The following is a 15,559-nucleotide window of genomic DNA, read 5'->3' as shown; positions in this document are numbered from 1 at the left end:
CCTGGGCGGGCCCCCCCCCGGCCCCCCCCCCCCCCCCCCCCCCCGCCCCCCCCCCCGCAACCCCGCGGGGCCGCCCCGGCAGCGGTGCCGGGCCGGCCGCGGTGGCGGGGTGGGCGCCGGTCAGACCGCCGGCGAGGGCTTGAGGACGACGAAGTCCGCGCCGTTCGGGTCCACGCAGACGGCGAGGCGGCCGACGCCGGGGGCGTCCTCGGGCTCCATCTGGAGGCTGCCGCCGTTGGCCTTGACCTTGGCGGCCGCGTCGTCGGTGTCCTCGACGGCGAAGACGGGGTGCCAGTACGGCGTGCCGCCGGTGAGCACCAGGTGCTCGGGGGGCAGCTGCATCAGCCCGCCCTGCATCCGGTCCTCGGGCAGGCCTGCGGGGGTGATCAGCCAGTAGGTGCCCTCGACGCCGCCGGGCAGCGGCATGGCCGAGGTCTGCCAGCCGAAGAGGGTGCCGTAGAACTCGCGGGCGGCCGCGGCGTCCGTGGTGTACAGCTCCGTCCAGTTGAGGCTGACCGGGTCGTCGACCATCTGCAGGCCGGGGTCGCCGATCGGCTGCCAGACGGCGAACTGTCCGCCGAGCGGGTCGGAGAACTGGGCCATCCGGCCTTCCTCGCCCGCGTCCGTCGGGGGGACCCGGACGGTGCCGCCGAGCCGCTGCACGGCCTCGGCGGTGGCGTCCACGTCGGTGGTCTTGAAGTAGAGCATCCAGGCCGAACGGGCGCCTTCCTCGGTGAGCGGCCCCAGGCCGCCCACGATCCTGCCGTTGTGCTTGAAGGCCCGGAAGTCGCCGCCCTCCTCGTCGAAGGACTGGGTCTCCCAACCGAGCACGGCGTTGTAGAAGGCGGCCGTAGCGGCGACGTCGGGGGCGCCGAGGTCGAGCCAGCAGGGGGAGCCGGGTACGAAGTCGGTAGTGATCACGTCTTCTCCCATCGAGAGTGCCACCGCGGCCCAGCCTCCCAGCGCCCGGCGGCCCCCGCCCGTCGGCACACCCCCACCGGCCCGTCCGGGGCGGAGCGCGGCGGGGTGCGGTTCGGCGGAGCAGGTCACTGCGTCCGGTCGGTCGTCTCCTCCGCCCGCCGCCGCCAGTGCGCGAGGCTGCTGCGCGTGACGCGGGTCCGGGGATGGTCCGGGCCCAGCACCCGCTCGCGGTCCGCGAGGACCTCGGCGAACACCGCGGCCGCGGCCGCTGCCTCGCCCGACTCCCCCAGCCAGCGGGCGAGGCTGTGCCGGGTGGTGAGGGTCTCCGGGTGGTCCGGGCCCAGTACGCGGGTCTGCATCGCCAGCACGTCGGCGAAGGCCGCCGCCGCTCGCGCCGCGTCGCCGGCCATTCCTTCCCAGTGCGCGAGGTTGTGCCGGGTGGTGAGGGTGTGGACGTGCTCCGGACCGAGCAGCCTGACCCGGTCGGCGAGCACCTCGGCGAGCTCCGCCGCCGCCCGGGCCGGATCGCCCGCCCAGCCGCGCCAGTGGGCGAGGTTGTGCCGGGCGGTGAGCGTGTAGTGGTGGTCCGGCCCCAAAGTACGGAGGTGGTCGGCCATCAGCGCGGTGAAGTCCGCGATGGCACCGTCCACGTCGCCGGCCCGGCCGCGCCACCAGGCGAGGTTGTGCCGCGCGGTCAGGGTGTCGATGTGGTCGGCACCCAGCCTGCGGGTCCGCTCGCCGAGGACCTCTCCGAGCAGGTCGATCGCGCCCTGCACGTCCCCGGACTCGGCCTGCCAGAAGGCACGGTCGTGGCGTGCCGTCAGGATCTCCGGGTGGTCGGGGCCGAGCGTGTCCGCGATGTCGCCGGCGAGCCGGTCGAACCATGCGGCCGCCGCGCCGGTCTGGCCCGACTCGCCGAGACTGCGGCCTGCCCGGAACAGCAGCGGATGCGTCACGGGCGCTCCGAGCGCGGCAGCGGCGTGCCGGGCCAGCGCCGCGGTGTTGGCCCTCAGCGCCGCGGCCAGGCCGGTGTCCCGTTCGATCTCCGGCCACGCCGCCACCAGGACGTCGGCGGCGGCGCGGGCCAGCGAGTCGCGCTCCCGCGCGGGGACCTCCTCGCGGACACTGCGCTGGACGAGCTGGTGGACCCGGACGGTGTGGTGCGGGTGGTCGGGCACGTGATCGATCAGGCTGAGCCGGTGCAGCACCCGCAATGAGCCGACCACCTCCTGGGCCGTCGCCCCGCCATCGCCCGGGCCGCCGCGCTGCGCGCCGAAACGGGCCACGGCGGCATCGTCGGTCAGCACCGCGCCCGGGATGCCGTTCGGGTCAAGCATGGCGGCGAGCTGCAGGACCGGTCGTGCCAGCCCCTGTGGTCGCATCGCATCCGCGCGTTCGAGTGACATCGACCATGCGGCCGCCACCGTGGTGCGCTGGTCGTCGGGGAGCGAGGACGGCTCAGGCAGGGCGTCCGCCAGTGCGGTGGCGCGGTCCGCGAGCAGGCGGCGGTACGTCCGGCAGTCCAGTCCGGCATCGACGAGGTACGCCGCGGCCTGGGACAACGCGAGGGGCAGCCGCCCCAGGTCCTCGGCCAGCTGCGCCAGGTCCTCGGCCGGGGCCCGGTGACCGTGCACGGCGAGCACGGCGCCGAGGTACTCGACCGCCTCGTCCACGGTGAACAGTCCGACGGCGACCGGTCGACGGCCCGAACCGACCAGAGCGGCGTCGCGCCGCCGTGTGGTGACCAGGATCCGTCCGGACGGGCTCTCCGGCGGCCACAGGTCGCGCAGGTCGGCGAGGTCGGCGAGGTCGTCCAGTACGACCAACCAGCGCAGTGCGGCGGTCACTGGCGCCTCGAGCCAGGCGAGGAAGGCCTGCGCCGCAGCCTCCGGATCGCCCGGGTCCTGATCCAGGAGTTGCACGGCGGCCCGGGCGTAGCCGTCGACCACCGCGGTGCGGGTGGCAGCGGTGATCCAGACAAGGAGGTCCAGCCGCCCGCCGGCCTGGGCCTGCCGGGCGTAGTGGGCGGCGAGTTGTGTCTTCCCGACGCCTCCCATGCCGGTGACGACCTGGCCCAGCACGGCAGTGCCCCCGCCGTCCAGGGCCTCCTCCAGGACCCGGATCTCCGCCCGGTACTGGTAGCAGTCGGCTCTCCTGGGGAGGACGCCGATCTGGCGGGGCATCGGCCGGGGTACCGGATGGAAGTGGTTGTGCTGGACGCTGTGGTCGCCGGTCTGGATCGCCGTCGGCCCGGAGAAGACGCCGCCGGAACGGACCGGGTCACCGGACGGTGCCGGCGACGGTGCGGTCACGCGTCACGGCCGAAGTGGTTCTCCTGTCGGCCGAAGTCCCCGGTCTGGATGGCGGTCGGGCCGTGGAAGGTATTGCCGCCGACGGCGCCGCGGGCGTTGCCGCCGGGCAGCAGTGCTTGCAAGTCCCGTACCGATGCTTCTCGTTCGTCCTCCCCGAGGCTATCGAGCCGGCTCGCCAGCCGGGCCTGCCAGAGTGCCTCGTGCCGGGCGGACGTACGCCTGATCGCTTCCTCGTCCGGACCCGCGGCCGCCAAGGCCTCCGCCGTCCGGTCCAGACGTTCCAGGGCCGCGCGTTCGCGCTGGACGTCGCCGCGCCCGAACCAGCGCGCCAGGCGGCTCCGCAGGCCCTCCCAGGCATCCGTGCCCGCGGCTTGGACGACCGCCGCACCGCCTGCCGCGGCCAGCGCCGCAAGTGATTCCGCCAGCACCCGATCCCCCTTGTGGACAAGCGACATGACGCTTCGACGGTAGCGTCCGCAGCGCGGCCCGACCAGTGACCGCGGCGTGTCCCGGGCAGCGGACCGCGCTTGCCGGAAGCCGGGACGGCTGCTGCCTCCGGCCGCTACATTGGTGGCCAGTGCGCACGGCCCGGACCGGTACCGGGCGTTCCGTCGTTCCGTCCCCACCGAGACAAGGGGAGACACGATGACCGTTCCGTTCGACGGCAGACCTCCGAATACTCCGCCCCAGGCCCTCCCCCCGAACAGGACGCCACTGGCCGATCTGGCCGCCCTCGGGCCACATGCGCTCATCGCCCCGCTCGAGCGCATCCTTCCCGACATCGACCACGACCGGGGCATCGTCTCGGCCTTCAACTCCGGCGGCGGCGGGGACGAGGAGTGGAGCCGCAGGAACAAGGGAGGCGGCGAGTCGGGCGACAGTGATACTGGCGGTGGGGAGCCGAAGCCCGAGGGCGACGACTGACGACCCGTGCACCGGCCACCGGCTCCTTTCCGGCAGTTCGTCCTGAAGGTGCACAGCCGCTGCGACCTGGCGTGCGACCACTGCTACGTCTATACGCACGCCGACAGCGGCTGGCGACGGCAACCGACGGTCATGCCCGACGATGTCCTCCGCAGGACTTCCCATCGCATCGCCGAGCACGCGGTCCGTCACCGGCTCCGCACCGTCCACGTCGTCCTGCACGGTGGCGAGCCCCTCCTCGCGGGTCCCGCCCGGCTGCGCCGGGTCTGCGAGGAACTCCGCAACGCCCTTCCGCCCGGCTGCGGGCTGGATCTACGGATTCACACCAACGGCATGCTGCTCGACGAGGAATTCTGCGCGCTCTTCGACCAGTTGGGCGTCGGGGTCGGGCTCTCCGTCGACGGTGACCGCACCGCCAACGACCGGCACCGGCGGTACGCCGACGGCCGGAGCAGTCACACCGGCGTGCTCGCCGCCATCGCTCTGCTGCGCCGCCCCCGGTTCCGGCACCTCTACACCGGCTTGCTCTGCACCGTCGACGTGGCGAACGACCCGGTGGCGGTCTTCGACGCGCTGGCCGAACTCGAGCCGCCCTCCTGCGACTTCCTGCTTCCACATGCCACCTGGGACAGCCCACCGGCCGGCGACGGTTCGGCAACGCCCTACGCCGACTGGATGCTCACCGTGCACGACCGGTGGGAGGCGGCCGGCCGCCCTGTGCGCATCCGCGTCTTCGAGTCCGTCCGCCGCACCTTGATCGGGCAGACCAGCCGGACGGAGGCGTTCGGCCTCGATCCGGCTGACCTGGTGGTCGTCGAAACCGACGGCAGCATCGAACAGGCGGACAGTCTGAAGACGGCCTTCGACGGCGCACCGGCGACGGGCCTCGACGTGTTCGGCCACAGCTTCGACGAGGCGGCCGCCCACCCGGGCATCGCCCTACGTCAGGCCGGATCGGGCGGCCTCTGCACGACATGCCGCGCCTGCCCGGTGGTGCACGCCTGCGGCGGCGGGCTGTACGCACACCGCTACCGGACGGGGTCCGGCTTCGACAACCCGTCCGTCTACTGCGCAGACCTGAAGGAGCTCGTGACCGGACTCGCACGGCGCACCGGAGCACCCACCGTGACCACCCGCGAGCCTCCGCCCGCGCCGGTCCTGACCGACGGGGAACTGGACGAGCTGGCCCGCGGCCCGGTCGGCGGAACGACACAGCGACGGTTGGACGCGGCCCAGCTCGACCTGACCCGCCGTCTGCTCGCCGGCGCGGCCCGGGTCGGTGACACCGAGCCGTGGGAGCTTCTGACCGTGCTCGACCAAACCGCTCCGGAAGCGGTCGACGCCGTGCTGCGCCACCCGTACGTACGTGCCTGGGCGGTCCGCTGGCTGCAGGACGGGTCGGGCGCGGCCTCTGCGGTGCTCGCCGCGGTCGCGGCGGCCGCGGCCGTGCGGGCCGGCTGCGACTTCGAGATCGAGGTCGCTGTCCGCCGCGGAGCGGTCCACCTCCCGACCGTCGGCCGGATGGTGGTGGACGGAGGCGGCCGCGCCGTCGTACGAAGGGACCAGGCAGGTGTGACGGTGGCGGGAATCGCTCTCGGTGACCGCCACCGCGGTACGGCGCTCTGGCAGCCCCGGCGACGGCTCGCGGGGGCGGAGGGCTGGGGCCCCGCCCTGGAGGACTCCGATCCGGAGCGCGAATGCCACGGCCGCGCGGTGGCGCAGCGCCTCGGTCCCACCGCACTGGCTTCCTGGACCGGGGCGCTGCGGCAGGCTTGGGAGGTTATCCGCGCAGATCTGCCCTCCACGGCCCGGGCCGTCGCCGGCGGGCTCCGCACGCTCACACCCCTGGTCCCGAACGCCGGCGGGCGGCAGGTGCACGCCGCCGCCCGGCACGCGTACGGCGCCCTGGCCCTGCCGCTGGCGGCCGACGGGACGACGCTCGCCGCGCGGATCGTCCGCGGGTTCCGAACGGTCACCTTCCACGGTGTCCTGGACTTGCACGCGCTGTGTGCACCGGCGGACGGAGTCCGGTTGCCGTCCCCTTGGCGTTCGGTGCCTTGCCCGCCCGAGAGCCTGCTGGCGGACGCCCACAGCGCCCTGGCCGTGGTCGAGTTCTGGGGTGCCCGCGCAGGGTCGGGCCAGGTCGCTGGCGGCGGCCCGGCGGACACCGCACGCCTGCGCCTGGCCGTCTGGCGGACACGCACGTGTCAGGGCCTGACCACACTGGCTGCGTCGCAGGCCCTCACCCCGGCGGGTCGACGGTTCACCGAGAGGATGCAGGAGGCCCTCGAGCCCTGGCTCGTGCTGCCGCTCGGCCCGACCGCCGAAGCCCTCGGCAGGGCGACGGAGGTACGGCACGGCCGTTGAGCCTGGGTGGCGGCGATCGCTCCGATCGGACTCTTTGTCGATATCGCCGAAGGCGTCCAGGACCGAGACCTCCCTGCGCCTGTCCGGCGGGCGACTGAGACGGGGCGGGGCGGCCGGACGTCCGGCCGCCCCGCCCCCGCCGTCATCGTGGCGGTCTGCGGGTGCCCGCGCTCAGGGCGGTGTAGAGCGCGAGCGAGGAGGCGAAGCCGACGGCCCAGCCGTAGTCGGCCAGCGGCTTGAGGAAGGGGATCAGGCCGTCGGCGGGGAAGGGGCCGCCGTAGGAGCCGCCGACGGCGAGGAGGCCGCCGACGACCAGGGAGGTGACGGCCCGCCAGTTCCAGCCGCCGGCGTACCAGTAGGCGCCGTGCGGGCGGTACAGGTCGGCGAGTTCCAGGGCGGTGCGGCGGACGATCCAGTAGTCGGCGATCAGGATGCCGGCCACCGTGCCGAGCATGCCGCCGACCACGCCGAGCCAGGTGAAGATGTAGATCTGCGGGTCGGAGATCAGCTTCCACGGGAAGATCACGATGCCGACCACGCCGGTGATGACCGCGCCCGTCCGGAAGTTCACCAGCTTCGGCAGCAGGTTGGACAGGTCGTAGGCCGGGGACACCACGTTGGCCGCGATGTTGACGGACAGGGTGGCGATCAGCACGGTCAGCAGGGCGAAGAGGATGCCGACGGTGGAGTCCATCTTCGCGGCGAGTGCGATCGGGTCCCAGATCGGCTCGCCGTAGACGGCCTGGGAGCCGGAGGTCACCAGGACGGACAGCAGCGCGAAGAGGGTCATGGTGGTGGGCAGGCCGAGCGCCTGGCCGCGGATCTGCGCCTTCTGCGAGCCGCCGAAGCGGGTGAAGTCGGGGATGTTCAGCGAGAGCGTCGACCAGAAGCCGATCATGCCCATCAGGGCGGGGAAGAAGACCTTCCAGAAGTCGCCGTCCCAGCCGAGCTTGGAGGGCTGGTCGAGCAGCGGGCCGAAGCCGCCGGCCTCCACCGAGATCCAGATCAGCAGGGCGAGTGCGCCGACGATGACGAACGGCGCCGCCCAGTTCTCGAACCGCCGCAGGGTCTCCATGCCGCGGACGATGATCGCCATCTCGATCACCCAGAAGATCAGGAACGACAGCCACTGCGTCCACGGGTAGCCGCCGACGTGGGAGGCGTCCTGCCAGCCGGAGCCGAGCAGCTTGCCTGCGAGCAGGAAGATGCCCTCGCCGCCGATCCAGGTCTGGATGCCGAACCAGGCGCAGGCCACCGCCGCGCGGATCATGGCCGGCAGGTTGGCGCCGCGCAGGCCGAACGAGGCCCGGGCGAACACCGGGAAGGGGATCCCGTACTTGGTGCCGGCGTGCCCGGTGAGCAGCATCGGGACGAGCACGATCAGGTTGGCCAGCGCGATGGTGAGGACGGCCTGCTTCCAGTCCATGCCGAGTGCGACGAGGCCGGAGGCGAGCGTCCAGGACGGGATGTTGTGGGCCATGCCGACCCAGAGGGCCAGGAAGTTGTAGGTGGTCCAGCGGCGTTCCGCGACGGGGACGGGTCTCAGGTCGTCGTTGGCGAATCGGGGGTCGGAGAGGTCGGTGCCGGGGGCGAGTTCGATCCGGCCGTCGGGCTGCACGGACTGGGTGACGGACTGGGCTGCGGACACGGGCTACCACCTTGTGGGGGGACGGCCCGGCGCCCGCCGTGTGGGCGCCCGCCGGGGAAGGTGATGGTGCGTCGGTGCGGGTGGTCGGTGCGGGTGCGCGAGGGGAGCGCGGGGCGTCGGGCGAGCGCCTCCGGGTCAGGAGAGGGCCGGGATCACGCTCTTGCCGTAGGCGTCGATGGTGGGCTCGATCGCGTCGTGCATCGCGTACACGGCGAACTGGTCGACGCCCAGCGCGCGGAGCTCCTCCAGCTTGGCGAGCTGCCGCTCGGGGGTGCCGATCAGGCAGAACCGGTCGACGATCTCGTCGGGGACGAAGGCGGTGTCCGGGTTCCCGGCCCGGCCGTGGTGGCTGTAGTCGTAGCCGTGCCGGTCCTTGATGTACGCGGTGAGCTCCTCCGGGACCATCGCGGAGTGCTCCCCGTAGCGGGAGACCAGGTCGGCGACGTGGTTGCCGACCATGCCGCCGAACCAGCGGCACTGCTCGCGGGCGTGGGCCAGCGCCTCCGGCGAGTCGTCGGCGGTCACGTACGCGGGGGCGGCCACGCAGATGGTGACGGAGGCCGGGTCGCGGCCGGCCTCGGCGGCGGAGTCGCGGACGGCCTTGACCATCCACTCGGTCAGGTAGGGGTCGGCGAGCTGCAGGATGAAGCCGTCGGCGACCTGTCCGGTGAGGTGCAGCGCCTTGGGCCCGTACGCGCCCATCCAGACCGGCAGCCGGGAGCCCTCCTTGACCCACGGGATGTGGATCTCGGTGCCGTCGACCTCGACGGTGCGGCCCTCGGCGAGGTCGCGGATCGCGTTGATCGCCTCGCCGAGCATGCCGAGCCCGGCCGGGCGGCGGCCGGCCACCCGCTGCGCCGAGTCGCCGCGGCCGATGCCGCACACGGTGCGGTTGCCGTACATGTCGTTGAGGGTGGCGAACAGCGAGGCGGTGACCTCCCAGGTGCGGGTGGCGGGGTTGGTCACCATCGGGCCGACGATCATCCGCTCGGTCTCGGCGAGGATCCGGCTGTAGATGACGAAGGGCTCCTGCCAGAGCACGACGGAGTCGAAGGTCCACCCGTGGGTGAAGCCGGCCGCCTCGGCGCGCTTCATCCGGTCGATGAGCAGGCGGGCAGGCGGGTCGGTCTGCAGGACGAGTCCGATGTCCACGGGGCTCCTAGCGGTCGAGGTACTGGCAGGTGGCGCGCGGCTGGTAGCGGCCGTGGCCGGCGCGTCCGAGGTAGTTGTCCCCGTCGATGACGACGGTGCCGCGGGAGAGCACGGTGCGGACCTTGCCGGTGATCCGCCTGCCCTCGTACGCCGAGTAGTCGACGTTCATGTGGTGGGTCTCGGCGGAGATCGTCTGCTCCGCGTTCGGGTCGTAGACCACGACGTCGGCGTCGGCGCCGGGGGCGATGGTGCCCTTCTTCGGGTAGAGGCCGAACATCCGGGCCGGGGTGGCGCAGGCGATCTCGATCCAGCGGCGGCGGGTGAGGTGCCCGTCGACGACGGCCTGGTGCAGCAGGTCCATCCGGTTCTCGACGCCGGGCAGGCCGTTGGGGATCTTGGAGAAGTCGCCGCGGCCGAGTTCCTTCTGCCCGACGAAGCAGAACGGGCAGTGGTCGGTGGAGACCACCTGCAGGTCGTTGGTGCGCAGGCCCTTCCACAGCTCGGCCTGGTGCTCCTTGGGCCGCAGCGGGGTCGAGCAGACGTACTTGGCGCCCTCGAAGCCGGGCTCGGCGAGGTTGTCGGTGGAGAGGAAGAGGTACTGCGGGCAGGTCTCGCCGAAGACCGGCAGGCCGGCATCCCGGGCGCCGGCGATCTCGGCGACCGCGGAGGCGGCGGAGACGTGCACCACGTACAGCGGCGAGCCGGCGACCTGGGCGAGCTTGATCGCCCGGTGGGTGGCCTCGGCCTCCAGCAGCTCGCGGCGGACCTCGCCGTGGTAGCGCGGGTCGGTCTTCCCCGCGGCGAGGGCCTGCTCGACCAGGACGTCGATCGCGATGCCGTTCTCGGCGTGCATCATGATCAGGCCGCCGTTGTCGGCGCCGCGCTGCATGGCCCGCAGGATCTTGCCGTCGTCGCTGTAGAAGACGCCCGGGTAGGCCATGAACAGCTTGAAGGAGGTGACGCCCTCCCCCACCAGCAGGTCCATCTCCTTGAGGCTGGCGTCGTTGACGTCGGCGAGGATCATGTGGAAGCCGTAGTCGATCGCACAGTTGCCCTCGGCCTTGGCGTGCCAGGCGTCCAGGCCCTCGCGGAGCGAGGCGCCGACCGACTGGACGGCGAAGTCGACGATCGTCGTGGTGCCGCCCCAGGCCGCGGCCCGGGTGCCGGTCTCGAAGGTGTCGGAGGCGGAGGTGCCGCCGAACGGCAGCTCCATGTGGGTGTGGGCGTCGACGCCGCCGGGGATCACGTACATCCCGGTGGCGTCGATCACCCGGTCGGCCGTCCACTCGGCGGCGCTGCTGCCGGCCGCGGCGAGGGCGACGATCCGCTCGTCCTCGATCAGCACGTCGGCGTTCAGTTCCTCGGCGGCGGTGACCACCAGGCCGCCGCGGATCACGGTGCGGGTCACGGGCGCTCCTCTCAGGCCTGGGTGAGCGGGCCGTAGGCGTCCGGGCGGCGGTCGCGGTAGAAGGCCCACTGCTGGCGGACCTCCTCGATGGCGTCGAGGTCGAGGTCGCGGACGACCAGCTCCTCGTCCTTGTCGGAGGCCACGTCGCCGACGAACCGGCCGCGCGGGTCGACGAAGTAGCTGGTGCCGTAGAAGTCGTTGTCGCCGTACTCCTCGACGCCGACCCGGTTGATCGCGGCGATGTAGTACTCGTTGGCGACGGCCGCGGCGGGCTGCTCCAGCTTCCACAGGTACTGGGAGAGGCTGCGGCTGGTGGCCGACGGGTTGTAGACGATCTCGGCGCCGGCCAGGCCCAGCGCGCGCCAGCCCTCCGGGAAGTGCCGGTCGTAGCAGATGTACACGCCGACCTTGCCGACCGCGGTGTCGAACACCGGCCAGCCGAGGTTTCCCGGCTTGAAGTAGTACTTCTCCCAGAATCCCTTCACCTGCGGGATGTGGTGCTTGCGGTACTTGCCGAGGTAGCTGCCGTCGGCGTCGATGACGGCGGCGGTGTTGTAGTAGAAGCCCTGCTGCTCGACCTCGTAGACCGGCACGACGATCACCATCCGCAGGTCCCGGGCCAGGTCCTGCATGCGCCGGACGGTCGGCCCGTCCGGGACGGGCTCCGCCCAGGAGTAGTGCTCCGGCTCCTGCACCTGGCAGAAGTACGGGGCGTTGAAGACCTCCTGGAATCCGATGATCTGGGCGCCCTGCGCCGCCGCCTCGCGCGCCGCCTTTTCGTGAGCGGCGACCATCGTTTCCTTGTCCCCCGTCCAGGCGGTCTGGAACAGCGCTGCCCTGACGACTCGGCTCATCTCAACTCCTCGCAGAAGTCGGTGTAGACCGTTGACATTAGGAGTTTCACACCCCGAGGTGCAGTACCACGCTGTAACGCTCTCCCGTGTTGTGCGTTCCGCGGCGAAACCATGATCGGATGTAAATCGGATCCGGATGACGAATGGCGCCCGTCGGGGTTACACCGGGGTTTCCGATGGGGATGATGGATGAATTCGCCGCTTCCGGCGCGGCCCCGCAGGGCGGTCGGACGGCGGCCGGGCGGCAGCCGGACGGCGACCGGGCAGGGGTCGAACGACGGCCGGGCGGCGGCCGGGCGGGGAAGGGCTTTGCCCGGGATGATCCGGAGCAGGCAAGATAGGCCGGTGACCCTCCTGGACCTGATGCCGAAGCCCGCCACCCCCGACGCCCTGTTCGAGACCTTCGCCGAGTGGGTGTCCGACCGCGGCATCACGCTGTACCCCGCCCAGGAGGAGGCGCTGATCGAGCTGGTCTCCGGGAACAACGTGATCCTGGCGACCCCGACCGGCTCCGGCAAGAGCCTGGTCGCCGCCGGCGCGCACTTCGCCGCGCTCGCCGAGGGCAAGCGGACCTTCTACACCGCGCCCATCAAGGCCCTGGTCTCGGAGAAGTTCTTCGACCTCTGCAAGATCTTCGGCACCGAACAGGTCGGCATGATGACCGGCGACGCGAGCGTCAATCCGACCGCGCCGATCATCTGCTGCACCGCCGAGGTGCTCGCGCAGATCGCGCTGCACGACGGGGACCGGGCCGACATCGGCCAGGTCGTCATGGACGAGTTCCACTTCTACGCCGAGCCGGACCGCGGCTGGGCCTGGCAGATCCCGCTGCTGGAGCTGCCGCAGGTGCAGTTCCTGCTGATGTCCGCCACCCTCGGCGACGTCCGCCGCTTCGAGGAGGACCTCACCCGGCGCACCGGCCGCCCGACCGTGGCCGTCCGCTCGGCGACCCGCCCGGTGCCGCTCTTCTACGAGTACCGGCGCACCACCCTGCACGACACCCTGGAGGAGCTGCTCACCACCGGGCAGGCGCCGGTGTACGTCGTGCACTTCACCCAGAAGGAGGCGGTGGAGCGGGCGCAGTCGCTGATGAGCATCAACATGTGCACCAAGGCGGAGAAGGACGCCATCGCCGCCCTGATCGGCAACTTCCGCTTCACCACCAAGTTCGGCCGCAACCTCTCGCGCTACGTCCGGCACGGCATCGGCGTGCACCACGCCGGCATGCTGCCGAAGTACCGCCGGCTGGTCGAGCGGCTCGCCCAGGCCGGCCTGCTCAAGGTCATCTGCGGCACCGACACCCTCGGCGTCGGCGTCAACGTGCCGATCCGCACCGTGCTCTTCACCGCGCTCTCCAAGTACGACGGGCAGCGGGTGCGGGTGCTGCGGGCCCGCGAGTTCCACCAGATCGCCGGCCGGGCCGGCCGGGCCGGCTTCGACACCGTCGGCCAGGTGGTCGCGCAGGCCCCCGAGCACGTGGTCGAGAACGACAAGGCACTCGCCAAGGCCGGCGACGACCCGAAGAAGCGCCGCAAGGTCGTCCGCAAGAAGGCCCCCGAGGGCTTCGTCGGCTGGTCGGAGGAGACCTTCGAACGCCTCATCGCCGCCGACCCGGAGCCGCTGGTCAGCCGGTTCAAGGTCAGCCACGCCATGCTGCTCTCGGTCATCGGCCGGCCCGGCGACGCCTTCGCCGCCATGCGCAAGCTCCTCACCGACAACCACGAGGACCGCGCAGCGCAGCGCCGCCACATCCGCTCGACCATCGCGATCTACCGCTCGCTGCTGGAGGGCGGCGTCGTCGAGCAGCTCGACGAACCAGACGCCGAGGGCCGCCGCGTCCGCCTCACCCTGGACCTCCAGGAGAACTTCGCGCTCAACCAGCCGCTGTCCACCTTCGCGCTGGCCGCCTTCGACCTCCTCGACCAGGAGTCCCCCTCGTACGCGATGGACGTCGTCTCCGTGGTCGAGGCGACCCTGGACGACCCCCGGCAGATCCTCGCCTCCCAGGAGAACAAGGCGCGCGGCGAGGCCGTCGGCGAGATGAAGCGCGACGGCATCGAGTACGAGGAGCGGATGGCCCGGCTCCAGGAGATCACCTACCCGAAGCCGCTCGAGGAGCTCCTCGGCCACGCGTACGAGGTGTACCGGCGGGCGCACCCGTGGATCGGCGACCACCCGCTGGCGCCCAAGTCCGTCGTCCGCGACCTGTACGAGCGGGCGATGACCTTCACCGACTACGTGGGCTTCTACGAGCTCGCCCGGACGGAGGGCATCGTCCTGCGGTACCTGGCCGGCGCCTACAAGGCGCTGGAGCAGACCGTCCCCGACGACATCAAGACCGACGACCTCAAGGACGTCATCGCCTGGCTCGGCGAACTCGTCCGGCAGGTCGACTCCTCGCTGCTCGACGAGTGGGAGCAGCTCGCCAACCCGACCGAGCCGGAGGCCGCCGAGGTCCGGCTCGACGAGAAGCCGGCGCCCGTCACCGCGAACGAGCGGGCGTTCCGGGTGCTGGTGCGCAACGAGATGTTCCGCCGGGTGGAGCTCGCGGCGCTCGAGCACTACGACGAGCTGGGCGAACTCGACGGCGAGTACGGCTGGGACGGCGACCGCTGGGCCGACGCGATGGACGGGTACTGGGAGGAGTACGACGACCTCGGGACGGGGCCGGACGCCCGCGGGCCGAAGATGCTGATGATCGAGCAGGTCGAGGACGAGGGCCTGTGGCGGGTCCGGCAGATCTTCGACGACCCGGCGGGCGACCGCGACTGGGGCGTCTCCGCCGAGGTCGACCTCTTCGGCTCCGACGAGGAGGGCCGCGCCGTCCTCCGCGTCACCGCCGTCAACCGCCTCGGCGGCTGACGGCCCCTCCCGGGGGAAGCACCTCGGGGGGGTAGTCAGGGGCGCGGGGAACTGCGCGATGCGGGAGTGGTGCACTGTACGAACCGGGGCTGCCCCTGGTTCTGTGCAGTTCGCCGCATCCGGATCGCGCGGTTCTCCGCGCCCCTTTCGGCTTGCCCCCCGGAGGGGTTCTTCCTACATCCAGAGGAAGGGGGTACGGGCGGTGTAGGAGAGGGCGCGGGTGGCCTTGTCCAGGGTCTGGTCGCCGGGGGCGAGGGTGGTGCGCTGGTCGGTGTAGCGGGAGACGGTGACGGTCAGGTAGTGGCCGACCGGCTCGACCCGGGCGACGCCGGCGGGCTTCGGCGGGGGTGTGGTCGCGGTGGGAGACGAGGGCGTCGTCCCGGCCGGGGCGCTCGCGGCGCCGGACACGGCGGCCACCGGGCTGCCCGTCGCGGTCGGAGAGGGCGTCGGGGACGGCGCCGGCGCCGCGGACTCGGCGGTGAGGAAGGCGAGGACGGCCGGGTCGGCGAGTGCCTGACGGGCCTTCTGCGCGCTCTGTTCGTCGGCGAAGCGCAGGACGGTCACGCTGCTGACGACCTGCTGGTCGGCGTTGGTGTAGCCGACGGAGACGTACGCCTGGCAGCCGGTGTCCTTCAGCGGGTTCTTCTCGCGGTCGAGCAGGATCTCGGTGCAGTCGGTGCCTTCGCGGGCGGCCGTGCGGTGGGCCTGGACGCCGTTCTGGTCGACGGTGTGCTGGCCGGGGAAGTAGTGCTCGGCGGTGAAGCTCTGGGCTTCCGTCAGCGGCTGCTCGGAGGCGAGGCCGGGGGCCGGCTGGTACTTCTTGGACTGGCCGCTGGTGCTGCCGAGGCCGGGTATGAGGTCGCCGGGGTTGGGCCGGCTGACCACCCAGCCGACGGCGACCGCCGCGACGGCGAGGGCGCACCACAGAGCGGTGCGGCGGCGGCCCGGTCCGTGCCGGCGCGGTTCGGCGGTCGTCCCGCCGTCGTGTCCGGCCGCGGTCTGGTCGGGCTCCCCCTGCGTGGTCATGCGGGAGATTCTAAGCAGGTGATCGGTCCGGCCCGGAGGGAGGGCCCTGCCACAGGGGCGCTACGCGCACGAAGGGGGCGTACGT

At 72.3% G+C, this 15,559-nt stretch carries 11 protein-coding genes; 3 read left to right on the top strand and 8 right to left on the bottom strand.

The window, feature by feature from the left end:
• Nucleotides 1-120: 120 nt before the first annotated feature.
• From ABD353_RS28325 to ABD353_RS28315, 3 genes are all read right to left on the bottom strand, one after another.
• Nucleotides 121-921: a VOC family protein gene (locus ABD353_RS28325; protein ID WP_344626525.1), complete on the bottom strand. Its 801-nt coding sequence runs from the start codon at nt 919-921 to the stop codon at nt 121-123.
• Between the two features lie 125 nt (nt 922-1,046).
• Entirely contained in the window at nt 1,047-3,233 is a 2,187-nt protein-coding gene (gene fxsT / locus ABD353_RS28320; protein ID WP_344626524.1) for an FxSxx-COOH system tetratricopeptide repeat protein, read from the bottom strand.
• Nucleotides 3,230-3,688 carry a hypothetical protein gene (locus tag ABD353_RS28315; RefSeq protein ID WP_344626523.1) on the bottom strand — a complete coding sequence of 153 codons (459 nt, stop codon included), beginning with the start codon at nt 3,686-3,688 and terminating at the stop codon, nt 3,230-3,232. Before ABD353_RS28315 ends, fxsT begins: the two co-directional genes overlap by 4 nt.
• A 190-nt stretch (nt 3,689-3,878) precedes the next feature.
• On the opposite strand from ABD353_RS28315, the gene ABD353_RS28310 reads away from it, so the two are divergent.
• Together ABD353_RS28310 and ABD353_RS28305 are read left to right on the top strand one after the other, a co-directional pair.
• Nucleotides 3,879-4,157: a hypothetical protein gene (locus ABD353_RS28310; RefSeq protein WP_344626522.1), complete on the top strand. Its 279-nt coding sequence runs from the start codon at nt 3,879-3,881 to the stop codon at nt 4,155-4,157.
• A 6-nt stretch (nt 4,158-4,163) separates the two neighbouring features.
• Nucleotides 4,164-6,524, top strand: coding sequence for an FxsB family cyclophane-forming radical SAM/SPASM peptide maturase (locus ABD353_RS28305; RefSeq protein ID WP_344626521.1), 2,361 nt, complete (start codon nt 4,164-4,166; stop codon nt 6,522-6,524).
• A gap of 142 nt (nt 6,525-6,666) precedes the next feature.
• Here the strand turns inward: ABD353_RS28305 and ABD353_RS28300 are convergent, their stop codons facing one another.
• The 4 genes from ABD353_RS28300 to ABD353_RS28285 form a co-directional block, all read right to left on the bottom strand.
• Complete coding sequence (locus ABD353_RS28300) at nt 6,667-8,172, bottom strand: NCS1 family nucleobase:cation symporter-1 (RefSeq protein WP_344626520.1); 1,506 nt, start codon at nt 8,170-8,172, stop codon at nt 6,667-6,669.
• 135 nt (nt 8,173-8,307) lie between these two features.
• Nucleotides 8,308-9,324 (bottom strand): TIGR03842 family LLM class F420-dependent oxidoreductase, encoded by a 1,017-nt coding sequence (locus tag ABD353_RS28295; protein ID WP_344626519.1) that lies wholly within the window; start codon nt 9,322-9,324, stop codon nt 8,308-8,310.
• A 7-nt stretch (nt 9,325-9,331) separates the two neighbouring features.
• Nucleotides 9,332-10,732: a dihydropyrimidinase gene (gene hydA, locus ABD353_RS28290; protein WP_344626518.1), complete on the bottom strand. Its 1,401-nt coding sequence runs from the start codon at nt 10,730-10,732 to the stop codon at nt 9,332-9,334.
• A gap of 11 nt (nt 10,733-10,743) precedes the next feature.
• Nucleotides 10,744-11,586, bottom strand: coding sequence for a nitrilase-related carbon-nitrogen hydrolase (locus tag ABD353_RS28285; protein ID WP_344626517.1), 843 nt, complete (start codon nt 11,584-11,586; stop codon nt 10,744-10,746).
• A gap of 318 nt (nt 11,587-11,904) precedes the next feature.
• Between ABD353_RS28285 and ABD353_RS28280 the strand changes: the two genes are divergently transcribed.
• Nucleotides 11,905-14,448 (top strand): DEAD/DEAH box helicase, encoded by a 2,544-nt coding sequence (locus ABD353_RS28280; protein ID WP_425555269.1) that lies wholly within the window; start codon nt 11,905-11,907, stop codon nt 14,446-14,448.
• Between the two features lie 174 nt (nt 14,449-14,622).
• Here ABD353_RS28280 and ABD353_RS28275 read toward each other — a convergent pair whose 3' ends face one another.
• On the bottom strand, nt 14,623-15,474 hold the full coding sequence (locus ABD353_RS28275) for a hypothetical protein (protein ID WP_344626515.1): 852 nt from the start codon (nt 15,472-15,474) through the stop codon (nt 14,623-14,625).
• Nucleotides 15,475-15,559 lie beyond the last annotated feature (85 nt).

Origin of the sequence: Kitasatospora arboriphila, from assembly GCF_039528095.1 — a bacterium.
Taxonomy (GTDB): Bacteria; Actinomycetota; Actinomycetes; order Streptomycetales; family Streptomycetaceae; genus Kitasatospora; species Kitasatospora arboriphila.
This window is presented reverse-complemented; position numbering and strand designations above follow the sequence as displayed.